General features: G+C 63.3%; 22 protein-coding genes and 1 pseudogene. 12 read left to right on the top strand and 11 right to left on the bottom strand.

Annotation, left to right across the window (positions count from 1 at the left end):
* A partial coding sequence (gene dapE, locus EOA79_RS16240; RefSeq protein WP_128293100.1) for a succinyl-diaminopimelate desuccinylase occupies nucleotides 1-763 on the bottom strand: 763 nt, incomplete at its 3' end.
* A 118-nt stretch (nucleotides 764-881) separates the two neighbouring features.
* Between dapE and EOA79_RS16235 the strand changes: the two genes are divergently transcribed.
* On the top strand, nucleotides 882-1,916 hold the full coding sequence (locus EOA79_RS16235; RefSeq protein ID WP_095825482.1) for a 2-dehydropantoate 2-reductase: 1,035 nt from the start codon (nucleotides 882-884) through the stop codon (nucleotides 1,914-1,916).
* Nucleotides 1,917-2,062: 146 nt separating this feature from the next.
* Here EOA79_RS16235 and EOA79_RS16230 read toward each other — a convergent pair whose 3' ends face one another.
* From EOA79_RS16230 to dapD, 3 genes are all read right to left on the bottom strand, one after another.
* Nucleotides 2,063-2,440, bottom strand: coding sequence for a DUF805 domain-containing protein (locus EOA79_RS16230; RefSeq protein ID WP_067003040.1), 378 nt, complete (start codon nucleotides 2,438-2,440; stop codon nucleotides 2,063-2,065).
* Complete coding sequence (locus EOA79_RS16225; protein WP_067323786.1) at nucleotides 2,433-2,795, bottom strand: DUF805 domain-containing protein; 363 nt, start codon at nucleotides 2,793-2,795, stop codon at nucleotides 2,433-2,435. Before EOA79_RS16225 ends, EOA79_RS16230 begins: the two co-directional genes overlap by 8 nt.
* A 70-nt stretch (nucleotides 2,796-2,865) precedes the next feature.
* The gene (gene dapD, locus EOA79_RS16220; RefSeq protein ID WP_095825483.1) at nucleotides 2,866-3,720 is read right to left on the bottom strand and encodes a 2,3,4,5-tetrahydropyridine-2,6-dicarboxylate N-succinyltransferase; all 855 of its coding nucleotides are present in this window, start codon (nucleotides 3,718-3,720) and stop codon (nucleotides 2,866-2,868) included.
* A gap of 143 nt (nucleotides 3,721-3,863) precedes the next feature.
* Between dapD and EOA79_RS16215 the strand changes: the two genes are divergently transcribed.
* Nucleotides 3,864-4,703: an LOG family protein gene (locus tag EOA79_RS16215; protein ID WP_082953833.1), complete on the top strand. Its 840-nt coding sequence runs from the start codon at nucleotides 3,864-3,866 to the stop codon at nucleotides 4,701-4,703.
* Nucleotides 4,704-4,770: 67 nt separating this feature from the next.
* Here EOA79_RS16215 and EOA79_RS16210 read toward each other — a convergent pair whose 3' ends face one another.
* Nucleotides 4,771-5,478 carry a pyrimidine 5'-nucleotidase gene (locus tag EOA79_RS16210; RefSeq protein ID WP_067003034.1) on the bottom strand — a complete coding sequence of 236 codons (708 nt, stop codon included), beginning with the start codon at nucleotides 5,476-5,478 and terminating at the stop codon, nucleotides 4,771-4,773.
* 150 nt (nucleotides 5,479-5,628) lie between these two features.
* Here EOA79_RS16210 and EOA79_RS16205 point away from each other — a divergent pair, with 150 nt between their 5' ends.
* Both EOA79_RS16205 and EOA79_RS34265 read left to right on the top strand, forming a co-directional pair.
* Entirely contained in the window at nucleotides 5,629-6,390 is a 762-nt protein-coding gene (locus EOA79_RS16205) for a GGDEF domain-containing protein (RefSeq protein WP_067323795.1), read from the top strand.
* Nucleotides 6,389-6,551: pseudogene (locus EOA79_RS34265) on the top strand (GMC family oxidoreductase); the annotation flags it as partial. The gene EOA79_RS16205 and the pseudogene EOA79_RS34265, both read left to right, overlap by 2 nt.
* A gap of 68 nt (nucleotides 6,552-6,619) precedes the next feature.
* Here the strand turns inward: EOA79_RS34265 and EOA79_RS32805 are convergent.
* On the bottom strand, nucleotides 6,620-6,787 hold the full coding sequence (locus EOA79_RS32805; RefSeq protein WP_164746631.1) for a hypothetical protein: 168 nt from the start codon (nucleotides 6,785-6,787) through the stop codon (nucleotides 6,620-6,622).
* Between the two features lie 94 nt (nucleotides 6,788-6,881).
* Between EOA79_RS32805 and EOA79_RS16195 the strand changes: the two genes are divergently transcribed.
* Nucleotides 6,882-7,373 carry a MarR family transcriptional regulator gene (locus EOA79_RS16195; protein WP_095825484.1) on the top strand — a complete coding sequence of 164 codons (492 nt, stop codon included), beginning with the start codon at nucleotides 6,882-6,884 and terminating at the stop codon, nucleotides 7,371-7,373.
* Nucleotides 7,374-7,532: 159 nt separating this feature from the next.
* Here EOA79_RS16195 and phhA read toward each other — a convergent pair whose 3' ends face one another.
* Nucleotides 7,533-8,366 carry a phenylalanine 4-monooxygenase gene (gene phhA, locus EOA79_RS16190; protein WP_095825485.1) on the bottom strand — a complete coding sequence of 278 codons (834 nt, stop codon included), beginning with the start codon at nucleotides 8,364-8,366 and terminating at the stop codon, nucleotides 7,533-7,535.
* A gap of 141 nt (nucleotides 8,367-8,507) precedes the next feature.
* On the opposite strand from phhA, the gene EOA79_RS16185 reads away from it, so the two are divergent.
* Together EOA79_RS16185 and EOA79_RS16180 are read left to right on the top strand one after the other, a co-directional pair.
* Nucleotides 8,508-8,984 carry an Lrp/AsnC family transcriptional regulator gene (locus EOA79_RS16185; RefSeq protein ID WP_067003023.1) on the top strand — a complete coding sequence of 159 codons (477 nt, stop codon included), beginning with the start codon at nucleotides 8,508-8,510 and terminating at the stop codon, nucleotides 8,982-8,984.
* 386 nt (nucleotides 8,985-9,370) lie between these two features.
* On the top strand, nucleotides 9,371-11,350 hold the full coding sequence (locus tag EOA79_RS16180) for a GGDEF and EAL domain-containing protein (protein ID WP_095825575.1): 1,980 nt from the start codon (nucleotides 9,371-9,373) through the stop codon (nucleotides 11,348-11,350).
* A 125-nt stretch (nucleotides 11,351-11,475) separates the two neighbouring features.
* On the opposite strand, the gene EOA79_RS16175 is transcribed toward EOA79_RS16180, so the two are convergent.
* Nucleotides 11,476-12,546: a class I SAM-dependent methyltransferase gene (locus tag EOA79_RS16175; RefSeq protein WP_095825486.1), complete on the bottom strand. Its 1,071-nt coding sequence runs from the start codon at nucleotides 12,544-12,546 to the stop codon at nucleotides 11,476-11,478.
* Between the two features lie 325 nt (nucleotides 12,547-12,871).
* On the opposite strand from EOA79_RS16175, the gene bchE reads away from it, so the two are divergent.
* The gene (gene bchE, locus EOA79_RS16170) at nucleotides 12,872-14,440 is read left to right on the top strand and encodes a magnesium-protoporphyrin IX monomethyl ester anaerobic oxidative cyclase (RefSeq protein ID WP_127334700.1); all 1,569 of its coding nucleotides are present in this window, start codon (nucleotides 12,872-12,874) and stop codon (nucleotides 14,438-14,440) included.
* Here the strand turns inward: bchE and argB are convergent.
* Both argB and EOA79_RS16160 read right to left on the bottom strand, forming a co-directional pair.
* A complete protein-coding gene (argB, locus tag EOA79_RS16165) occupies nucleotides 14,437-15,330 on the bottom strand; it encodes an acetylglutamate kinase (RefSeq protein ID WP_095825488.1) in 894 nt (297 codons plus the stop codon). The genes bchE and argB overlap by 4 nt on opposite strands.
* Before the next feature lie 240 nt (nucleotides 15,331-15,570).
* Nucleotides 15,571-17,067, bottom strand: a complete 1,497-nt coding sequence (locus EOA79_RS16160; protein WP_095825489.1) for an amidase — start codon at nucleotides 17,065-17,067, stop codon at nucleotides 15,571-15,573.
* A 176-nt stretch (nucleotides 17,068-17,243) separates the two neighbouring features.
* On the opposite strand from EOA79_RS16160, the gene EOA79_RS16155 reads away from it, so the two are divergent.
* The 4 genes from EOA79_RS16155 to msrB all read left to right on the top strand — a co-directional run bounded on the left by EOA79_RS16155 (nucleotide 17,244) and on the right by msrB (nucleotide 19,966).
* A complete protein-coding gene (locus EOA79_RS16155) occupies nucleotides 17,244-17,783 on the top strand; it encodes a sigma-70 family RNA polymerase sigma factor (protein ID WP_128293098.1) in 540 nt (179 codons plus the stop codon).
* Nucleotides 17,780-18,502 (top strand): anti-sigma factor, encoded by a 723-nt coding sequence (locus EOA79_RS16150; RefSeq protein ID WP_206619208.1) that lies wholly within the window; start codon nucleotides 17,780-17,782, stop codon nucleotides 18,500-18,502. The genes EOA79_RS16155 and EOA79_RS16150 overlap by 4 nt, the downstream gene beginning before the upstream one ends.
* Before the next feature lie 207 nt (nucleotides 18,503-18,709).
* Complete coding sequence (locus tag EOA79_RS16145) at nucleotides 18,710-19,267, top strand: fasciclin domain-containing protein (RefSeq protein WP_067323809.1); 558 nt, start codon at nucleotides 18,710-18,712, stop codon at nucleotides 19,265-19,267.
* A 195-nt stretch (nucleotides 19,268-19,462) separates the two neighbouring features.
* Nucleotides 19,463-19,966, top strand: coding sequence for a peptide-methionine (R)-S-oxide reductase MsrB (gene msrB, locus EOA79_RS16140; RefSeq protein WP_067323811.1), 504 nt, complete (start codon nucleotides 19,463-19,465; stop codon nucleotides 19,964-19,966).
* A 93-nt stretch (nucleotides 19,967-20,059) separates the two neighbouring features.
* Here the strand turns inward: msrB and EOA79_RS16135 are convergent.
* On the bottom strand, nucleotides 20,060-21,549 hold a 1,490-nt coding region (locus tag EOA79_RS16135; RefSeq protein ID WP_128293095.1), incomplete at its 5' end, for a DHA2 family efflux MFS transporter permease subunit.

The following is a 21,549-nucleotide window of genomic DNA, read 5'->3' as shown; positions in this document are numbered from 1 at the left end:
GGATGACATTGGTCGCCGGGTTGCCGACGTCGATCGACGTCACTTCCAGATTGGTCGGCTGGAAATCCTTTGTTCCCCTGTCGAACACCGGATGGAGCAGCGCGTCGACAAGGCTCATAAGCCCGCGCACCGGGTTGTCGGCAAGTTGCGGATAGGCGGCGTGGCCCTGACGGCCATTGACGATGACGCTGCCGGAGAGCGAGCCGCGCCGGCCGATCTTGATCATATCGCCAAGCGCATCCGGATTGGTCGGCTCGCCGACGATCGAGGCGTCCCATTTCTCGCCCTTGGCGGCAGCCCAGTCGAGCAGCTTCACCGTGCCGTTGATGGCCGGCCCTTCCTCGTCGCCGGTGATCAGCAGCGAGACCGAGCCTTTCGGGCCGCCATTGTTCTCGATGTGGCGCGCCACCGCGGCGATGAAGCAGGCGATGCCGCCTTTCATGTCGACGGCGCCGCGGCCATACATCTCGCCATTGGCGATCTCGGCGGCAAAGGGCGGATGCGTCCACGCCGCCTCGTCGCCGACCGGCACCACGTCGGTATGGCCGGCAAACATCAGATGTGGGCCGTTGCCGGAGCGGCGCGCATAGAGATTTTCGATGTTCGGCGTGCCATCTTCCGAGAATATCGGCCGCTCTACGGCGAAGCCGAGTGGCTTCAGCATGTCTTCCAAGGTCTGCAGCGCGCCGCCTTCGGCGGGCGTCACGGAAGGGCAGCGGATCAGGGCGGCAAGGTTCTGGGCAGGGTCGGTCGGCAATTTCATGGGCAAAGCGATAGTCGAAAGCGGCAGGCCTGTCACGGTGGCAGATGTTCGCCGAGCAAGCCGCCGACAATATGGTTGTCGTGTCGTATAGTCGCGCGGGCCAGGACGGGATGATCGCATGGCCAAAGAAGGAAAGACGATCTCGATAGCCGGCGCCGGCAGCATCGGCTGCTATGTCGGCGGCTGCCTAGCGCTCGCCGGGCGTAAGGTCGTCTTCCTTGGCCGCGGCCGCATTGTGGAGGCGTTGCGCAAGGACGGGCTGCGGATCAGCGATCTTGACGGCCGCGACAGACGCATCGGGCCTGAGACGCTGGCGGTCAGCGACGATCCGGCGCTGGCGCTGCGCAACGCGGATATCGTTCTGGTCACCGTAAAGAGCGGCGCGACCGAGGAGATGGCGGCGCTTGTTGCGGCTCATGCCCGCCCCGATGCCATAGTGATCAGCCTGCAGAATGGCGTCGACAATCCGGACAAACTGCGTGGAGCGCTTCCCGCGCATCGCGTGCTTGCCGGTATGGTTGCGTTCAACGTCGTGCAATCGCCGGATGGCGAGACGCCGTTGAGCGTCCGCCGCGCCAGCGACGGCATGGTCATCATCGAGAATACTGAGCCCGGCCTTTCAGCACTGCTCAATGTCGAAGGACTTGGGGTCGAAACCCATGCCGACATGAGGGCGGTGCAGTGGAGCAAACTGCTGATGAACCTCAACAATGCGCTGGTCGCGCTCTCCGATCTGCCGCTGGCGACCGAATTGGCGGACCGCGGCTGGCGCGTCATTCTGGCGGACCAGATCGACGAGGCGCTGGCCGCAATGAAAGCTTGTCGTATCGAGCCGGCGCGCATCGCTGGGCCGCCCCCATGGCTGCTGCCGAAAGTGCTGCGGCTTCCGGACTGGCTGTTCGGAATCCTGGCCCGGCGGCTGCTGGCGATCGACCCCAAGGCGCGCTCCTCGATGTGGGACGATCTCCATCGTCGTCGGCCGACCGAGGTCGACGAATTGCAGGGAGCGATACTGCGGCTCGCGCAAAAGACCGGCGTGCCGGCGCCTGTGACGAAGCGCATCATGGCGCTGGTGCGTCAGGCGGAAGCGGACAGGCGCGGTCCGCCCGGATTGACGCCCGACGAGGTCAGCCGCGGTCCTCGATCAGCGTGATATTTGCGCGACAGGTTCGAGCTCAAATTCTCGGTCTCGTTGACGCCAAGGATGGCGACATCGTCGACCGATTACATCACGCGTTATCTCTGTGATTTAGAGCCGGATCAGATTTGAGGTCGAAACGACCTAAAAATCATCCGGCGCTAGCGGTCGGCCGGCGCATTCGTGCGGCTGCCGTAGCGATTGGATCCGGGCTGTCCCGGAAACAGGCAGAGCACCAGGAAGGCAACGATCGACACGACGGGAACGAACAGCACCAGCGCCGCGATGCCCGGCTTGTCGAGGTCGTGCAGCCGCTTCACTGCCAGCACGACGTTCGACCACAACGAGGCGAGGAACGTGAGGAAGAAGACGAACGACCACATGTTGCTCTCGGCCGAACCTTCCGGCACCAGCGTGAAGCGATAAAGCGGAAAGGCCTGGACGATAGCAACCAGCAATCCGCCGAGAAAATAAGCCGCGCGGCTGACGCGGCCCGAGGTTTTGAAGAAGAGCCAGATGAAGTCTGCTTTTTCAGGCAAGCGGGTCCGGTCCGTATTGATTGGCGCCCCTGGTGCCTTCGAGCATGCCCAGTTCGATGAGCAGCCAGATGCCGCCGATGATGGGTATAAGGCCGATCAGTGTCCACCAGCCCGACTTGTTACGGTCGTGCCAGCGTTTGGCATAGAGAGCAATCGCGAAATAGATCGATGCCAGCGCGACCAGGATGCCGAGGATGCCGATCTGGTCGCCGCCGGCGGTGGTGAAACGTGTGCCGAGGATCGAGTCGAGAATGAACGCAATGATGGCGATGACGATGAATATGCCGATGCCGGCCCAGAACTTGGCCCGGTTGATGCGGCCGTCGAAACTCGTCAGCAGATACTTCCAGTCCATGACGCCCCTCCGTTGAACCAGCGCGACGGAATGTCGCGCCGGCGGAGGGTGCGTCTGTTCGCGGGAAAGATCAATCGCGCAGCAATTCGTTGATCGACGTCTTGGAGCGGGTCCCGGCGTCGACGCGCTTGACGATGACGGCGCAGTAGAGGCTCGGGCCCGGCTCGCCATTTGGCAGCGGCTTGCCCGGCAGCGAGCCGGCGACGACCACCGAATTTGCCGGCACTTCACCGTAGAAGACCTCGCCGGTGGCGCGGTCGACGATCTTGGTCGACTGGCCGATGAACACGCCCATGCCGAGCACCGAGCCTTCGCGCACGATGCAGCCTTCGACCACCTCGGAGCGCGCGCCGATGAAGCAATTGTCCTCGATGATGGTCGGACCGGCCTGCATCGGCTCCAGCACGCCGCCAATGCCGACGCCGCCGGAGAGATGCACGTTCTTGCCGATCTGGGCGCAAGAGCCGACCGAGGCCCAGGTGTCGACCATGGTGCCTGTATCGACATAGGCGCCGACATTGACGAAGGACGGCATCAGCACCGCGCCCGGGGCAACATAGGCCGAGCGGCGCACGACCGAGGACGGCACGGCGCGGAAGCCGGCCTTCTCGAAATCGACCGCGCCCCAGCCCTCGAACTTCGACGGCACCTTGTCCCACCATACCGAGTGGCCCGGGCCGCCCTTGATGATCTCCATCGGGTTCAGCCGGAAGGAGAGCAGCACCGCCTTCTTCAGCCACTGGTTGACCAGCCACTTGCCGTCGTCCTGCCGCTCGGCGACGCGAACCACGCCGCGGTCGAGCAAGTCGAGCGCCGACTGGATGGCGTCGCGCGTTTCGCCGCGGGTCGCGGTCGAAATCGTATCGCGCTCCTCGAAGGCCTTTTCGATGGTCTTTTCGAGGCTCGCCAGATCGGGCTTCGACATGAATTTGCTCCATTACAAAGCTGTTAAGGCCTGCGCCTTAACCTGTTTTGAAATCGCGCGGACCCTATGTGAAGCCTTAATGGGGGTCAATCGCGACTGCGTCACGGGACGGCGCAAGTAAAGGAATTAGGACGGTGGATTCGATGACACCCATGGAAAAGGCGGGCTGGACGCCGCTGCCCCATTCGGACGAGGATCTCGAGCGGTCGAAAAGCGTGCCGGACACGCCGCAGACGCGGGCCGAAACCTATCGCCTGGCCTGGAACGATCCCGACTTCATGACGCGGCGCGAATTGCGTCCGGTGCGCCTGCAGCTCGAGCTCTTGAAGCCGGAGATGATCCTTGCCGAGCGCGGCATCCGCTCGACCGTCATCCTGTTCGGCGGGGCGCGGCTTCCCGAGCCGGGCGGCGCCGCCTGGGCCGCCAAGAACGAGACGCAGAAGAAGAACCTCGAGCTGAACAGCAAATATTACGAAGAGGCGCGCAAGTTCGCCCGGCTGTGCTCGCAGCAGTCGGCCACGTCCTACTATCGCGAATTCGTCGTCGTCACCGGCGGCGGACCGGGAGTCATGGAGGCGGGCAATCGCGGCGCCGACGATGTTGGCGCGCCGTCGATCGGCTTGAACATCGTGCTGCCGCACGAGCAGGCGCCGAACGCCTATGTGACGCCCGAGCTCTGCTTCAACTTCCACTATTTCGCAATCCGCAAGATGCATTTCGTCATGCGCGCCAAGGCGGTCGCCGTGTTTCCGGGCGGCTTCGGCACGATGGACGAATTCTTCGAGACGCTGACGCTGATCCAGACCGGGCGCATGGAGCGCGTGCCGGTGATCCTGTTCGGCAAGGCGTTCTGGCAACGGGCGATCGACCTCGACTTCCTTGCCGAGCAAGGCACGATCTCGCCCGGCGACCAGGACATCATCGATTTCGTCGACACCGCCGACGAAGCCTGGGACATCGTTCGCCGCTTCTACAGCCTCTGAGTGCGCGCTCGTCGTTACCGCAATGACCAGCGAGTTCTGACGACGGCGCCGGCAATCTGGAGTTGGGTCAGCCCGGAACCTCGACGATTGCCGTCAGGAAGCCGGCGAGGTCGTCGGTGACGAAATCCACGTCGTCCTCATTCGCCGGGTCGCGCTCCCAGATCTCGGAGAAAGTCGGCTCGAAATTGCGCGGCACGACCAGCACCGTCGTCATCCCGAGCGATTTCGGCACAGAGAGGTTGCGCGCCAGGTCCTCGAACATCACCGCGTTGTGGCCGGTCACGGAATGCAGCTCGGCGAACCGCTCATAGGTCTGGCGGGCCGGCTTGGGGTTGAGACCCGCCGCGACGATGTCGAAGATGTCGTCGAAATGATCCAATACGCCGAGCTGGCGCGCGGCGCGCTCGGCATGCTTGCGGTCCCCATTGGTGAAAATGAACTTGCGGCCCGGCAATTGGCGGATCGCGGCACCGAGCACCGGATCGGGCACCAGCCAGGAATAGTCGATGTCGTGCACCTTCTCGAGGAAGTCGTCGGGGTCGATGCCGTGGCGCGCCATCAGCCCGTTCAGCGTCGTGCCGTACTCCAGGTAGAGCTCTTTCTGCAGCTTGCGCGCCTCCTCGCGCGAGAGCGTCAGCAGCTCGCCGACATAGGCAGTCATCTTCACGTCGATCTGCGCGAACAGGTTCGAGTGATGCGGATAGAGCGTGTTGTCGAGGTCGAATACCCAATCCGTGACATGGGCAAAACGGGCGGGCTCGGGTGTCGTCGTCATGGCCTCCTTATGGCATGCGGACGCGGAGTTTATCCACAACTTCCGCGCGTCTTGCGTCGTGAAAATGGCGCCTCGCTTCAAATTTTAATCGTCCCGGAAAGGTCACCTTCAGCGCTTGCTGGCACAGAGGCAGTCCGTTGGGAGACAGCGATGAGTCGCATAATCTTGAAGTCCGCAGTCGTCGCGTTCGCTTCGGTCGCTGTCTCGCTCTTGTTGACGCTGGTTGTGGTCCCGGCCATGGGCTTTCCGATCAGCCGCACCGTCTGGCTTACGGCCACGGTTTGCCCTTTGATTCTCGCCTGGATTGCCAGCGTCGGCACCTTCTGGCAAAGCGACCGGCTGAAAAATGCGCATCGCGAGCTTGCCCGCGCGCATGCCCAGCTCGCCGCGGCCCACAGACGCCTGTCGGAGAAGGCAAGCCGCGACGACATGACCGGCATGCTCAACCGCGAGACCTTCTTCGCCGCGCTCGACGGTTCCCGGCGCAAGGCCGATCGCGGCGCCCTGCTGATCATCGATGCCGACCACTTCAAGACGATCAACGACAATTACGGTCACCTGACCGGCGACGATGCACTGCTTCTGATCGCCGGCGCCATCGAGCGCGGCGTGCGCAGCGGCGATGTGCTCGGCCGAATCGGCGGCGAGGAGTTCGCCGCCTTCCTGGTTGGCGCCACCGAACCGGAAGCAAGGCGCGTGGCCGAGCGCATCCGTCGCGAGGTCGAACTGATCCGCTTTCGCCCTGTCGACGAGCGGACCGTGCCTTTGACGGTCTCGATCGGCGGCATCACCTGTGGCGAGAGCGCCACCGTGTCGGAGCTGATGCGCGCCGCTGACCGCAGGCTCTACGAGGCCAAGCATCGCGGCCGCAACCTGTCCGTTCTCGATCGCGATCTTTCGGAAGCCGCCTGAGGGCTTGCGGCTCTTCGGCACGACCATGGCGCGGAAGAATCTCGGCCGCGTGCGCATCGCCGACTGGATCGGCAATGGTGGCGATTATCCGACTAATGAGGAGACGGCGGGCGCTCGCCTGCCGGCTGGGCGATCACCTCGGCCAGGTGATCACAGTCTGAACCCCGAAAAGGCAGGCGGCGCCGGAAGTGGAATCGGCGCCGCCCTGGCGCGCCTTTGGGGGTCGGATTTACAGTCCGAAAACGGCGACCCGCACCAGCACGGCCGCGGCGGCAAGTGCCACCAGCAGGATGCCGAGGCCGATGGGCGAGCCCCAGCCATACCATTCCATGGCCAGCTTGGCGTATCTGTACTCCTCCTCATGCGAGAGAGGGGGGCGCTGTTGAATCAAGCTCATTGTTCACTCCTGTCGGCGACTTTGCCCTTGCTTCGCAAAGGGTGGCATCGCATATTGATACGATAGTCTGAATGTTATGCAACTTGATAGTTAGATGATCGAACTAAATTCGTCAAGCATGAATCGTGCTGAGATGACGGCGGCCGTCAGCCGTGCCGTCATGCGCTGGCAGGACGCGACGCAAGCCTATGACGAGGCGGTCGGGGAGCGGCTTGGGCTGATCGCAGCCGAGCGCTATTGTCTGGGCTTGCTCTACGCGGGGCCGCAATCGGCCGGCGCCGTGGCGGCGGCTACGGGGCTGACGCCGGCAGCGGTGACGGCCTTGATCGACCGCCTTGAGGCGCGTGGGCTCGTTACCCGAACCCGCAGCCTGGAAGACAGGCGCAAGGTGGTGATCGAGGCGACCGACCTGACCAGAGAACTTTCGGAGCGCTACTATGGCGCCATCGCGCGCGAGGGCGAGAAAGTGATGGCGGCTTTCAGCGACGCCGAGTTGGCGACCGTGCTGCGCTTCATCGACGCCGCGCTGGAGCTGCAAAGCGAGCAGTTGGCGAGGCTCAAGGCCGAGCCGGCTTCGGCCGGCTGATGCCCGAGGACCGGACACTGGCGGCTTGCTTCCGCAAAACCCAGAGCGGCTCAGTCGCCTTTTAGCCACCGAACCGCTCTGACGGCCGGCTGGGCGAAAGCCGGACCTCGAAGCACGCCGCACCGAACGGTTTTGGGCGCCGCGCATTTGTTTCGGTACCTACACCGTGGCGGGGTCGAGCGCCGGCTGACCCTTGAACCGCGTGACGATCCCGGCGAGGTCGTCGCCGGCGAATGCATCGCGCAATGCGTCGAAGGACGGCAGCACGAAGTAGGCGCGCTGGAACTTGTCGATCTCGTAGCCGGTGCGCATCACCGTCTCCAGGTCGAACGGCACATGATGGGCGTCCTTGCTTTCGACCGCGAATTGCAGCTCGGTGAAAGACGACATCAGTCCTGCGCCGAAAGCCTTTACCGGCTGGCCGGCTTCCTGGATGAGGCCGTATTCGGCGCTGTACCAGTAGAGCCGGGTGATCATCTCGTCGCCGCCCAGCGCGATCATGTCCTCGGCCTTCTCACCATACATCTGCATGAAATCGGCGAACACCGGCTGCGTCAGGATCGGCACATGCCCGAAGAAGTCATGGAACATGTCCGGCTCGACGATGTAGTCGAGTTCCTGCCTGGTCCGCAGCCAGTTGGTGACCGGGAAACGGCGGTTTGCGAGATGGTCGAAGAAGGGGCCGGCGGGGATCAGCCCGGGCACCGCCACGATTTCCCAGCCCGTGAGCTTGCGCAATTTCTCGCTGATGGCGTCGAAATCCGGAATCTTGTCGAGCAGCCCGAGCGTCGCGATGCCGTCGAGATAGGAACGGTGCGCCAGCCTCTGCGTCAGCTTCGTCTGGCGATCGCAGAGCGCGCGCCACACTGCCTGCTCGTCGGCGGAATAGTCGTAATGCTGAGCCACTGTGAAGTCGGCGCGGCACACCGAATAGTCGCCGCGAAGGCCTTGCGCCGCGCATTCGCGGGCATAGTCGGCAACGCTGATCGTCATTTCTTCCTCCTGAAAAAATCGTCGGTTCCCGGATGGTGGCGTCATCGTAGCCGCGGCTCGTGAGGCAAATCAGCCTTCTTTGTAGCCACGCGAGGGATTTTGAGGTAAACTCCGCTCAAATTTCAACGTTTAGGAGGGAAAATGCCTCAGTTGGACGAGTTCGAAATAAGAATGCTGGACACCCTGCAGCGCGACGGGCGCAAGGCCGTGTCGGAACTCGCGCAGGAGATCGGCCTGTCGACCACGCCCTGCGCGCGGCGCTTCGAGGCGCTGCAAGGCGCCGGCATCATCAAGGGCTTTGCCGCCGTGCTCAGCCGACGCGCGCTGGGGCTGACGGTCGAGGTGTTCATCCAGGTCCGCCTGGTGAGCCACAGCGACGGCTCGCCGGAAAGTTTTATCGCCGCCGTGCAGCGCATGGACGAGGTCTCGTCCTGCTGGACGATGACCGGCGACCACGATTTCCTGCTGCATGTGATGGTGCCGTCGGTGGACGATCTCAATGCTTTCGTCATGCACCGACTGATGCGGCTGCCCGGCGTCCGCGACGTCCATACCCAGCTTGTGCTGCAGAACATCAAGGGGCCAGGCCACGTGCCGCTCAGCCATCTGCGGCGATAATCGTACCCGAAACGGTTCTCCGCAAAGAACGGCCCGACAATGTGGTCGGAGCGAATCTACTTCGGGACGATTTCCCCGATATCAACTGAAATTAAGGTTACACGAACCTTAACAAAAGACGCGCTCGGAAATTTACGCAATGTTTCGTGCGTCGTCTCTTGCGATCTGGAGAAAGTGTGACCATGCATTATTCGGTAACTCACGATTGTTGCATGGAATCCTTAGCGGGTCGCTGTGCCGGTGCAATCGCATGATCCGTTTACCGGCGGTTAGCAACATTAGTGTCTTATAATGAACCAGGCTTGCCTTCGTCCTTCCGTAAGGACTTGACGGACTTCGCTTGCTCGAACCCGTTCATGCGGAGGATGATCGCAAAGGAGCATTGCATGCAACTGACGGAGGACGTGGCTCAGAGGGTCACTGAAGCGATTTCACGCCCGCCGTGGAAATCCGCCGATCCGACGCTTTTTGCGATGCTGCTGCAGAAGAACGCGGATCAGAATCGCAAGGTCGTGCGCTGGGGCATAGCGGCGGCCGTGTTGAGCTACATATGCTACGGGGCCTTCGACTGGTTCCTTTTCCCGGACATTGCCGACCGTGTGATTCTGACGCGCCTGACGTTGGGATTGACCTTCCTGGTGCTTGTCGAACTTGTTGCTCGACGCGATTTTGCCGTCACCACTCTGCACTACGTTGCTGCTCTGGCGATCGTGGCGGGCGCGATCGGATGGCTGCTGTCGGCCCTCGGAACGACTCATCAGGAGGCGCTGTCCCATTTCATCATCTTCGGCACGGTTTTCATTCTCGGTGCCAACCTTTTTTTCAACTTCCGGCTATGGCTCTCGGCGTTGTCGTCCGCAACCGTGACAATAGCATTCCTCGGCGCCACGCTGTTCTTGCTTCAAGCCGATCTTGGCACCCGTCTGGTGCTTGCAACCTATTTCGTGAATTGCCTTGTTTTGTCGCTTTATCTGTCATGGCGCCTCAGCATGGAGCGCTACCAGACCTTCCTGCATGCCCTTCAGGCGCAGATCCAGGAGCAGGTCGCCATCGAAAACGGTCAAAAGCTCATCGAGATCGCGGACACCGACCCGCTTACCGGGCTTAAGAACCGCAGGGCGATCACCCGGGAATTCGCGGAGTTGTGCAAGGAATGGGCCAGGGACAATGACGAAATAGGCGTCATTCTCATGGACGTGGACTACTTCAAGCGGTTCAACGACCGGCTCGGCCATCAGGCCGGCGACGACTGCCTGATCGAGCTTGCCCGAGCCTTCGACGAGACGGCGGCGTCCAATCACGCCATCGCGGGACGGTACGGCGGCGAGGAATTCGTCGTGCTCTGCAAGGTCGCCGGACCGGATCACCTGCGCGAGGTGACCCATCAATTCTGCCGGGCCGTCGAGGACTTGAACATCTCCCATCCCGATCGGGACGATAAACTCAACATCGTCACCATCAGCGCTGGCGCCTCGTTGACGCGCGCCGATCAAAGCATAGAGCTTCGGATCTTGTTGCAGGAGGCCGATCGCGCGCTTTACGCCTCCAAGTTTTCCGGTCGCGCGACCTTCACCATCTATGATGCGCAGGCCATCGATCAGAAGCGCGCCAGCCAGAATCTTTCGGAACTGCTCAAGCAAGCCGTTTCGGAGGGACTGGTCTCCGTCGTCTATCAGCCGATCTGCGATGCGATATCCGGCAAGGTGCTTGGCCATGAGTCGTTGATGCGGCTGCGCGACTTCGACGGCAGCGTGATCAGCCCGTCCGTGTTCATACCTGTCGCCGAGCAGACCGGCGGGATCGAGGAACTCGGGATGTGGGTGATCGATCGGGCTTGCGGCGACATGGTCGAGCACGGATTGGGATCGGTCGTGTCCGTGAACGTCTCGGTCGTCCAGCTCAAGGCTCCGAATTTCCCGCTTCACGTCACCGAGATCCTTGGCCGCCACGGCATGGCGCCTCAGAGGCTGGCGCTCGAGGTCACCGAAGGCAGCGATATATCCCTGGAGGCGCAGGCCGCCAGAAGTATCGAGCAGCTTCGAAACCTGGGCGTTCAGATCTGGCTCGATGATTTCGGAACCGGATTTGCAGGTCTGGCCTGGCTCCGTCGTTTCAAGTTCGACGTCGTCAAGATCGATCGGAGTTTCTTGCACGATTGCCAGACGGTTCGAGGCCTGAGCCTGTTGCAGGACATGGTCAGACTGCTGCGCAATCTGGGCCACACGGTCCTTGTCGAGGGTGTCGAGACGAAAGAGCAGCAGAATTTGCTGCAGCACATGGGCATCCAGTCGATCCAGGGCTTCCTGACCGGACGTCCCGTCCCGATCGAAGAGATCATGCAGGCCAGGCAGGACCTCGTCGCTTAACTCAAAGCAGTGCGGCAGGAATGTAGGGCGGCGCCATCTCGGCGAAACGAGCACGCCGCGCGATGCATCAGAAAGCCGGGCCGCTGCACGGCCCGACTTGAAAATCCGGATGTGAAGCGGCTCCGCTACCGCTCCATGGCGGGCGCCGCGAAATCCACGCGTTTGCGGATCTTGCCGTAGACGATGTTCCTATTCGATCCGTAATAGACCTCAGCTTCGACGCGGTTCTTATCCACCGCGGCATTGATGATGTCCCACATGTCGCCGGCCGATCGCAGGATGAGCGGCCAATCCATGAACGTTTCCATGTACCCGTCGGTCGTGATCTCGTCGCTGAAATTGGCGAAGAGGAATTCGCCGTCCGGCTTGACCAGTTCCATCGCGCGCTGCAGCAGCCGTGCGCCGACCGGAAGCGGCAGGTAGTCATACAGCCCGGAAGCATAGACGAGATCGAATGTGCCAAGCGGGTAGGCGCGCCGCAAAAGACCGCGCACGGATCCGTCCACGGCTTCCACTGCCGTACCGGTGAGGTCGCGATTGACCGTGCCGACGCTCACCGGATCCTGGTCGAGACCGATCCAGCGCTTTAACTTTCTCTCGGCGAGCGCCTTTGAGAGTTCGGCTTCCCGCAAATGGCCGCAGGCGATTGCCAGCACCTCGGCGTTTTCTACCCGGGCAGCCGTTTCGTCGACCGTTTTGGCCAGTATCTCGCGGCGCTCGCGCCCCGCCACCGAGCTTGCCGCTTCGCTCGTATAGGCAAAGATCTCGCGGCCGAGTTCGCTCGACGAGGCCACGATCTCGGCGGCGCTCGGGTGCTTGTAGTAGATGTCCAGCAGCGTCGCGTCGCCCGAATAGCCGCGCGGCTTTTCGAAGGACCAGCGCGTGAACGGATCCTGCTTCAGGTAGGCCGCCACGCGGTGCTGCTGAGCGAGCGGGATCAGTTCCTGCCAAAGAGCCGGAGCGACCTCCCGGCGCAGTTCATGCAGTCGACCGGCCAGGCGCTCGACGATTTGCCCTGCGGGCTCCTGGCGCGCGAAAGCCTGATGAGCGAGGTCCAGCACCAGGGCGAGCTGGGCCGCCCGCGCCTTGAGCTCGGCGGCGTCGACCGCCTCCGCGGACGCCGCCTTGTGCTTCTTGATCAACGTCGATGTGATGAGGCTCGCCTCATCGATTTTCAGATCGGGATTCAGCGCCATATGGGCATTTCCTTGTGGTCCCCCACCGACAATTATAAATGCTTAGAGTTTTAATAAAAGTTTAGGGTCAACTGCATTAGTTGCTGCTAATACTCTCCTTGCCGAAGGTTTGAAGCGCCGAAAACCAGAGCTCGATCGAGCTGCGCAACGCGCACGTCCTTAACCTTTTGTTATGCACTGGGCTGACGCCGTCTCCCGCTCTGCGCGACGTTTCGGGTGTGCCCATCAAATCTGTGGGAAAGCTGCATCGAAACTGCTGAACCGCGCCCAGGCGGCTTCGACATCGCCAAATACGACCGGCGGACCGACGCAACGGAGGTCCGCCATGAACATCGTGCTGGTCAACCCGCCGCATACGGCCATCGGCAGCCGCGTGCCCGACGATCACCTGCCGCCTTTGGGTCTGCTGGCGATCGGCGGTCCGCTGCTCGATGCCGGCCATCGAGTGCGCCTGGTCGACGCGGAGTTCGGGCCGATGCCGCTTTCCACGCTCGTCGATGAGGCCCTGAGCGATAATCCGGATTTCGTCCTGATCGGCCATTCCGGCTCGACTTCGGCGCATCCGACCGCGCTGCGGATCGCGGAAATGATCAAGGCCCGCGCGCTAGGGGTCGTCATCCTCTATGGCGGCGTCTTCCCGACCTATCACTGGCGCGACGTGCTCGCCGCAACGGACGTCTTCGACTTCATCGTGCGCGGCGAGGGTGAGGCGACCGCGCTGGCGCTGGTCGAGGCGCTGGAAAGGCGCCGGCCGGTGTCGGGTGTCGCCGGCATCGCCTATCGCGACGATTGCGGCCGACCCTTCGCGACGCCGCCTGCGATGACAATTGCCGATCTCGACGCCTGCCGCGTCGGCTGGGAGCTGATCGACCATGGCCGCTACAGCTATTGGGGCGGCAAGCGCGCCGTGGTCATGCAGTTCTCGCGCGGCTGTCCGCATCTGTGCAACTATTGCGGCCAGCGCGGCTTCTGGACCCGCTGGCGACATCGCGACCCGGTCAGCTTCGCCAGGGAGATCGCCTGGCTGCACCGCGAGTATGGCGTCGAACTGGTCAATCTGGCCGACGAGAACCCCACCTCCTCGAAGAAGGCTTGGCGCGCCTTTCTCGATGCGATGATCGCCGAGAACGTGCCGGTGCTGATCGTCGGCTCGACGCGCGCCGACGATATCGTGCGCGATGCCGATATCCTGCACCTTTATCGCAAGGCCGGCGTCATCCGCTGGCTGCTCGGCATGGAGAACACCGACGAGGCCACACTGTCGCTGATCCGCAAGGGCGGCAGCACCAAGTCCGACCGCGAGGCGATCCGGCTGCTTCGCCGGCACGGCATATTGTCCATGGCGACCTGGGTCGTTGGCTTCGAGGATGAGGGTTTTCGCGATCTCTGGCGCGGCTTTCGCCAGCTCATCGCCTATGATCCCGACCAGATCCAGGCGCTCTATGTGACGCCGCATCGCTGGACGCCGTTCTTCCGCATCGCCAAGGATCGCAGGGTGATCCAGAAGGACGTCCGGCTCTGGGACTACAAGCACCAGGTGCTGCATATGACCCGGCTGAAGCCGTGGATGCTGTTCTTCGCCGTCAAACTGATCGAGCTTGCCGTGCAGTCACGGCCGAAAGCGCTGGCGCGCGTCCTTTTCCATCCGGACCCAGAGCAGCGGCATTCGATGCGTTGGTACACCAATATGGGCCGCCGCGTCTGGTTCCGCGAGGTCTGGGGTTTTCTGGTGCGGGACCGCCGCGTGGCCGCGGGCCCGACGCTTGCCGAATTCTGGGGCGCGCCGCAGGACGCCGATGAGGAATCGATGGTCTTTCAGCACTCGGCGCGAAAGCCGACCCTGCCCGTCGCGGAAGATAAGCGGGTCGCGGAAAGCAGAAGGCTAGCCGGCTAAATAACGATCAGCGTGCCGGCCCCGTGCTCGGTGAACAGCTCGAGCAGCACCGAATGCGGCGTTTTGCCGTTGAGGATGACCACGCCCTCGACGCCGCGCTCGATCGCCTCGATGCAGGTCTCGACCTTCGGGATCATGCCGCCCGATATCGTGCCGTCCTTGATCAGCGCCTTGGCCTCGCCGACCGTCAGCTCGTCGATCAGCTTCTTGTTCTTGTCGAGCACGCCGGGCACGTCGGTCAGGAACAGCAGGCGCGAGGCGCGGCAGGCGCCGGCGATGGCGCCGGCAAAAGTATCGGCGTTGATGTTGTAGGTATGGCCGTCGCGGCCGGGCGCCACCGGCGCCAGCACCGGGATCATCTCGGAACGGGCCAGCAGGTCGAGCAGCGTGCGGTCGACCTCGACCGGCTCGCCGACGAAACCGAGATCCAGCACCCGCTCGATGTTCGAATCCGGGTCGATCATGGTCTTGCGCGCCTTTTCGGCGAAGACCATGTTGCCGTCCTTGCCGCAGAGACCGATCGCCCATTCGCCTTCGGCGTTGATCAGCGCCACGATTTCCTTGTTGATCGAGCCGGCCAGCACCATCTCGACGATCTCGACCGTCTTCTGGTCGGTGACGCGCAACCCGCCCTCGAACTTGGATTCGATGCCCATCTTGTTGAGCATGGCGCCGATCTGCGGCCCGCCGCCGTGGACGACAATCGGGTTGACGCCGGACTGTTTGAGCAGCGCGATGTCGCGCGCAAAGGCCTTGCCGAGCTCGTTGTCGCCCATGGCATGGCCGCCATACTTAACCACCACCGTCTTGTTCTCGTAGCGCTGCATATAAGGAAGCGCGCGCGAGAGCAGCGCGGCCTGCATTTCGGCGTTGGCGGCGATGTCCGTCATCGGTGCTTTTCCCTAGGTGGCAAGGATGGCGGGCGTCTTAGCGGGAATTGCCGCAGGTCGCAAACGGCTTTGCGCTCACAATGACGAAATCGGCGGGTTTCAAGGTCTGTCGAGATTCAGGTCAGGTCGGCCGAGAATGGCGGATTTCGAGAACCGGAACGGAGCGTATTTCTGGTACGTGAGTACGGAAGCGCAGAAGACCGCCATTCGCAGGCCGGCATCACCTGAGTATCGACAGACCTAGCCGGGCACCTTGAGCGGTGCGCGGCGTTTCAGCCATCCTGAAATCTTCTCCATTTGCGCTGCGAGCGACAAAAGCGTCTCCTCGTCGCCTGGCCGTCCCGCGGCCTGGATGCCGAGCGGCAGGCCACCTGCGGTGACATGCACCGGCAGCGCGATCGAGGGCTGGCCGCTGACATTGTGGATCGCCGGCCAGGGAGTGAACCACAGGCTCTTGTCCATCAGCTGGCCGAAAAACGATTTGATCCTGAGCAGCCCGGTAAGATGCAATTTGTCGAGGACGTTCTCGACGAGCTCGTCGGCGCCTTTCGGGTCCATCGCGCCGCAGGCGAGCGGCGGGTGCGCAATGATCGGCATCAGCACGGCATCGAAGCGCGCCGTGTCTTCGATCATCTGCCGCGCGGTGGCGTTGAGCCGCTGCACGGCGTCATAGACCTCGCCGGCGGACAGCATTTCGCCGAGGCGACCAAGCACGCGCGTCGCACGTTCGACCTCGCCGGACACCGGGCGGCCGACGCGCTTCGCCTCGGCACGCATCATGCCTGCGACGGCCGACGCGACGCTCTTGCAGAAATCGGCGATGAAGTCGCGGCCGATATAGGGCAGGTCGATCTCTTCCACCGTGTGCCCGCCCTCGCGCGCCAGCGCCACCGCGGTGTCCAGCGCTTCCATCGTCTCAGCCGAGATCGGCAGGCCGAGCGGCGATTTGCGGTAGACGGCGAGGCTGAGCCGGCCTGGATCGCGCGCCGCTGCGGCGGTGAAGGCGCCCTTGGGCTCCCGCGCCGCATAAGGCGACAGCGGATCGGCGCCGTGCGTCAGGTCGAGCAGGAGGGCTGTATCGCGCACCGAGCGGCTGACCGCATGGTCGACGACCATGCCGTACCAGCTCTCGCTGGTGAGCGGCGTCAGCGGCACCCGGCCGCGCGAGGTCTTGAGCCCGACCAAGCCGCTGCAGGCCGAAGGCACCCGGATCGAGCCGCCGCCGTCGGAAGCGTGCGCCGCCGGCACCACGCCGGCCGCGACGAGCGCCGCCGATCCGCCGGACGAGCCGCCGGTGGTGTGGCCGGTGTTCCAGGGGTTGCGGGTGATGCCGAAGCGGGCCGATTCGGTCATCAGCCGCAGCCCATGCTCAGGCGAGGTGCTGGTAGCGATCGGGATCAGGCCCGCGGCCAGATAGCGCTCGACCATCACCGAGTTGAAATCGGCCGTGAAGGCCGGGATGCGGCTGCCGCCATGGATCGGCACGCCCTTGATGCCGATGCCGAGATCCTTCAGCGCGAAGGGCACGCCGGCGAGCGGCTGCTTGCGGTCGATCGCCTTCGCCCGCGCCCTGGCGGCGTCATAGAGCGACGTCGCTATGGCGTTGATGTCGGGTCTTGTCGCCTCGGCGCGGGCGATCGCGGCGTCGACCAGCTCCTGCGGCGAGATTTCCCCCTTGTGGACGAGCTCGGCAAGTCCGGTCGCATCCTGTTCCCAAAGCACGCGTTCGATCGACATCGCCGCTCCCCTGTTTTGGCGAAGGCTATCGCATGAAGCCGCAAATCGAAATCCGGATTTGCGTTGTTCATCTCGAATTGCGGAAGATGACTTCACGTACTGGCGCCGCGACAGCCTTGGGTGGACAACACCGCCCGCGCCGTTGCAAATAGATCGCAATCTTCTAATTTGCCTGCATGGGGCCTCAGGACATCAGCAAACTGATCGTCCGGACTTCGATGAAGGACCGGGCTGCGTTCGATCTGCTCTACAAGCAGACCAGCGGGAAACTTTTCGGCGTCTGCCTTCGTGTATTGAGGGACAAGAGTGAGGCGGAAGAAGCACTGCAGGAGGTCTTCGTCAAGATCTGGACCAAGGCCGATCGTTTCGCGGTTTCCGATCTCAGCCCGATTTCCTGGCTGGTGGCCATTGCGCGCAACCATGCGATCGACCGCATCAGGGCCCGGCGCGGTCCTTCCGCCAATATCGATGCAGCGCTCGAGGTCGCCGATCCGGCGCCGGGGCCTGAGGCCATGGCTGTCGCGGGCGGCGAGACCGACCGCATCTACCATTGCCTCGACGAATTGGAGAAAGACCGGGCGGCGGCGGTCCGGGGCGCCTGTCTCAACGGCGAAAGCTATGCCGAGCTGGCGGAGCGCCACAAGGTCCCGCTGAACACGATGCGGACTTGGCTGCGGCGAAGCTTGCTCAAACTGAGAGAATGCCTGGAAAGATGACGCTGGCGGAAGACAACGGACCGGAACGCGGAGGCGACGACCTGCTCGCCGCCGAATACGTTCTCGGCGTTCTGGCAGCCGACGAACGCCAGATCGCCTCCCGCCGCATCGATACCGAGGCGGGTTTTGCCCGCCTGGTCGATGCCTGGGAAGCCCATTTCGCGCCGATGGCAGGCGCCTACGCTGCGGTCGAGGCGCCGGCTTCGGTCAAGGCGGCGATCGACCGGCGGCTGTTTGCCTCATCAGTGGCCACCCCCGCCGCGCCCAGCACCGGCCTGCTGGGGAGCCTCGCCTTCTGGCGCGGGCTTGCCGCGGCCGCGCTTGCCGCTTTGGCCGTCTTTGTCGCCCTGCCTCTCGTCAATCCGCCGTTGCCGCAGCCCGAAACCAGGCTGGTCGCCTCGCTCGCCGCCGACAACAGCAACGTCAAATACCTCGCTGTCTATGACGCTGCGCGCCAGGAGGTCGGCCTCTCGCATGTTTCCGGCGAACGCGGCGCCGGCAAGGATTTCGAGCTGTGGATGATCGAGGGCAAGACTGCGCCGGTCTCGATGGGCGTCATCCCGGCCGGCCAGACCGCGCGCATGGCCGTCACGCCGGCCGTGCAGGAGAAGCTGGCGCAAGGCGCCGTGCTCGCCGTCAGTCTCGAGCCGGCCGGCGGTTCGCCGACCGGCCAGCCGACCGGCCCCGTCGTCGCCGCCGGCGATCTGAAGGGCATCTGACGACATTTCGGAAAAGAATTGGAGACTATCCGAAGTCTATCCACCCGACATGTGTCGGCAGCAGCGCTTTCGTGCGCCTAGACGCGGTACGTTTCCATCCGGGCCGACGAATAAAAAATCTTCGAAGTTCGCGAAACTAAGTTTTTGACGCCTCGTATCTCCTCGCGTCCCCAAGGATGGGGAAAACAACCCGAGGAGACTGATACAATGCGTAAACTCGCCACCCTTCTGCTTGCCTCTACAATCGGCCTTTCGGCGCTTGGCGCCGTTGCCTATGCCGCCAATCCGATGGTCGGCGGCGCGCCGATGTATGCCAAGAAGAACATCATCGAGAATGCCGTCAATTCGAAGGACCACACCACGCTGGTCGCCGCCGTCAAGGCCGCCGGCTTGGTCGACACGCTGCAGACCCGCGGTCCTTTCACCGTCTTTGCCCCGACCAACGAGGCCTTCGCTGCACTTCCGGCCGGCACCGTCGAGACGCTGCTCAAGCCCGAGAACAAGGACAAGCTGACCAAGATCCTTACCTGCCATGTCATTGCCGCCAAGGCGCTGGCCGCCGACGTCGCCAAGATGGCCAAGGCCGATGGCGGTGCGCATGAGGTCAAGACCGTCGGCGGCTGCGCCCTGACGCTGAAGTCCGAAAAGGGCAAGGTCACGGCGACCGACGAGAACGGCAACGTCGCTCATGTCACAATCGCCGACGTGCGCCAGTCGAACGGCGTCATCCACGTCATCGACAAGGTTCTTCTGCCGAAGATGTAACAAAGCGCGTGCGGCCGGCGAAGTGGCGTATGTCCGCGCCGGCCGCACGGTCTCCCTCCCACGATCCGTGCTGCCGTCAAGCGCCGCTCCGCATCGCCAGGGCATGGGTCGACGCGGGGTGGCGCGCGAACCGTCACCGGCTTTTGCTTTTCCGGTGGCGTCCTAGTTTGTAAGATCACGTCAGGAGGAAAGGCCATGAACCGTCGCGACTTTCTCTGGAGCGGTGCCGCCGCCACTGCCCTCACAATCGGAGCCGGAGCGGCGTTGCACATGGGCGGCGCGAAGCCGGCTCTGGCCGCCGAGACCTTCGAGATCACCAAGACCGACGCCGAATGGCGCGCCATCCTTTCGGATGCCGCCTTCGACGTGCTGCGCAGGGAGGGCACCGAATATCCGGGCACCAGCCCGCTGCTCAACGAACACCGCAAGGGCATCTTCGCCTGCGCCGGATGCGACCTGCCGGTCTATCCGTCGGAAACGAAGTTCGATTCCGGCACGGGATGGCCGAGCTTCTGGCAGGAGATCCCCAATGCCATCGGCAAGACCGAAGACCGTTCGCTCGGCATGACGCGCACCGAGGTGCATTGCCGCCGTTGCGGCGGTCATCTTGGCCATGTCTTCGACGACGGCCCGCCGCCCACCGGCCTGCGCCACTGCATCAACGGCGTGGCGCTGACCTTCAAGCCCGCCGCGGCCTGAGCGGACTGCGATCTGTCCAAAGAAATGACCCCGGAAATCGGCGACGATTTCCGGGGTCACGCGTTGAGGACGCCAGGCGGGGGTTCCGGCTCCTCAATGGCCTCCGCCGCCACCGCCGCCTTGCTGTGTCGGCTTGTTGATGAACAGCACGAAAAATCCGAGCGAGGCGAACAGCACGGTCAGCATCATGAACACGTCCATGAAGGACAACAGCGCCGCCTGCTGCTGCACCATGCCGGACAGCTTTGAAATGGCGGCGGTCGTGGCGTCGAGGCCGGCGTTTTGCTGGAAGGTCAACGTCATGTTCTGCAGCTTGGTCTGCGCGGCCTCGCTGCCCCACTGCACATGCTCGGAAAGCCTTGCATAGTGAAAGGCATTGCGGTCGATCAGCACCGTGTTGATGACTGCCAGGCCGACGGCACCGCCGAGATTGCGGGTCAGGTTGAACAGGCCCGACGCATTCTTCAGCCGCTCCGGCGGCAGCGTGCCGAGCGCGATGTTGTTGATCGGCACCATGCACAGCATCATCGAGCAGCCGCGCAGGATCTGCGGGATCAAGAGCTCATAAAAATCCCAGTCGGCGGTGAGATGCGTCATCCACCATGTGCCGGTGGCGAAGCCGATGAAGCCGACCATCATCATCAGCCTGAGATCGATCTTGTTCGACAGGATGCCGGCAACGGGCGCGGTGAAGAACATCGCCAGGCCGCTGACGAACAGCGCCTCGCCGATCATCATCGAATCGTAACCGCGGATGCGGCCGAGGAACACCGGATAGAGGTAGGTCAACCCGTAAAGGCCGATGCCGACCACGAAGGAGAACAGCGAGCCGAAGGCGAAATTGACATTGTTGAAGGCCCGCAGATCGACGATCGGCTCCTCGGCGGTGAACACGCGCCAGAAGAAGATGAGACCGCCTATGGTCATGATGATGGCGCAGGCAAAGACGGCCGGCTCCTGCAGCCAGTCATGGTTCGGGCCTTCCTCCAGCACGTATTCCATGCAGCCAAGGAAGGCGGCCATGCCGATCAGGCCCCACCAGTCGAACTTGGAGAACAGCTTGAGGTTCGGCTTGTCGAAATCGATCAGCGACCAGGCAGCCGTCGCCACCAGTATGCCCGGCACGACATTGATCAGGAACAGCCAGTGCCAGGACATGGCATGGCTGATATAGCCGCCGACCGTCGGGCCGATGGTCGGCGCCAGCGTCGCCACGAGGCCGATCATCGGCGAGACGACGGCGCGGCGCGACGGCGGGAAGATGGTGAAGGCGGCAGCGAACACACTCGGAATCATGCCGCCGCCGATAAAGCCCTGGATGGCGCGGTAGACGATCATCTGGTCGATGTTGGTGGCGGTCGCGGCCAGCGCGCTTGCTGCTGTGAAGCCGGCGGCCGCGGTCGTGAACAGCACGCGGGTCGACAGCATGCGGCTGAGGAAGCCCGACAGCGGGATCATCACCACTTCCGCGATCAGATAGGCGGTCTGAACCCACGGGATCTCGTCGGAGCTGGCGCTGAGGCCGGCCTGGATCTCGGCCAGCGATGCCGAGACGATCTGGATATCGAGGATCGCCATGAACA

It is taken from the genome of Mesorhizobium sp. M1A.F.Ca.IN.020.03.2.1 (genome assembly GCF_004023205.1).
In the GTDB taxonomy this organism is placed as follows: Bacteria; Pseudomonadota; Alphaproteobacteria; order Rhizobiales; family Rhizobiaceae; genus Mesorhizobium.
Note: the sequence above shows the minus strand (reverse complement) of the source record. Positions and strands in the feature narration are given on the sequence as shown.

What these genes read in the sequence shown, in the direction of transcription:
- EOA79_RS16235 (WP_095825482.1), top strand. Translation starts at nt 882, where the DNA reads ATGGCCAAAGAAGGAAAGACGATCTCGATAGCCGGCGCCGGCAGCATC.
- EOA79_RS16225 (WP_067323786.1), bottom strand. Translation starts at nt 2,795, where the DNA reads ATGGACTGGAAGTATCTGCTGACGAGTTTCGACGGCCGCATCAACCGG.
- dapD (WP_095825483.1), bottom strand. Translation starts at nt 3,720, where the DNA reads ATGTCGAAGCCCGATCTGGCGAGCCTCGAAAAGACCATCGAAAAGGCC.
- EOA79_RS16215 (WP_082953833.1), top strand. Translation starts at nt 3,864, where the DNA reads ATGACACCCATGGAAAAGGCGGGCTGGACGCCGCTGCCCCATTCGGAC.
- EOA79_RS16210 (WP_067003034.1), bottom strand. Translation starts at nt 5,478, where the DNA reads ATGACGACGACACCCGAGCCCGCCCGTTTTGCCCATGTCACGGATTGG.
- EOA79_RS16205 (WP_067323795.1), top strand. Translation starts at nt 5,629, where the DNA reads ATGAGTCGCATAATCTTGAAGTCCGCAGTCGTCGCGTTCGCTTCGGTC.
- EOA79_RS32805 (WP_164746631.1), bottom strand. Translation starts at nt 6,787, where the DNA reads ATGAGCTTGATTCAACAGCGCCCCCCTCTCTCGCATGAGGAGGAGTAC.
- EOA79_RS16195 (WP_095825484.1), top strand. Translation starts at nt 6,882, where the DNA reads ATGATCGAACTAAATTCGTCAAGCATGAATCGTGCTGAGATGACGGCG.
- phhA (WP_095825485.1), bottom strand. Translation starts at nt 8,366, where the DNA reads ATGACGATCAGCGTTGCCGACTATGCCCGCGAATGCGCGGCGCAAGGC.
- EOA79_RS16185 (WP_067003023.1), top strand. Translation starts at nt 8,508, where the DNA reads ATGCCTCAGTTGGACGAGTTCGAAATAAGAATGCTGGACACCCTGCAG.
- EOA79_RS16180 (WP_095825575.1), top strand. Translation starts at nt 9,371, where the DNA reads ATGCAACTGACGGAGGACGTGGCTCAGAGGGTCACTGAAGCGATTTCA.
- EOA79_RS16175 (WP_095825486.1), bottom strand. Translation starts at nt 12,546, where the DNA reads ATGGCGCTGAATCCCGATCTGAAAATCGATGAGGCGAGCCTCATCACA.
- bchE (WP_127334700.1), top strand. Translation starts at nt 12,872, where the DNA reads ATGAACATCGTGCTGGTCAACCCGCCGCATACGGCCATCGGCAGCCGC.
- argB (WP_095825488.1), bottom strand. Translation starts at nt 15,330, where the DNA reads ATGACGGACATCGCCGCCAACGCCGAAATGCAGGCCGCGCTGCTCTCG.
- EOA79_RS16160 (WP_095825489.1), bottom strand. Translation starts at nt 17,067, where the DNA reads ATGTCGATCGAACGCGTGCTTTGGGAACAGGATGCGACCGGACTTGCC.
- EOA79_RS16155 (WP_128293098.1), top strand. Translation starts at nt 17,244, where the DNA reads ATGGGGCCTCAGGACATCAGCAAACTGATCGTCCGGACTTCGATGAAG.
- EOA79_RS16150 (WP_206619208.1), top strand. Translation starts at nt 17,780, where the DNA reads ATGACGCTGGCGGAAGACAACGGACCGGAACGCGGAGGCGACGACCTG.
- EOA79_RS16145 (WP_067323809.1), top strand. Translation starts at nt 18,710, where the DNA reads ATGCGTAAACTCGCCACCCTTCTGCTTGCCTCTACAATCGGCCTTTCG.
- msrB (WP_067323811.1), top strand. Translation starts at nt 19,463, where the DNA reads ATGAACCGTCGCGACTTTCTCTGGAGCGGTGCCGCCGCCACTGCCCTC.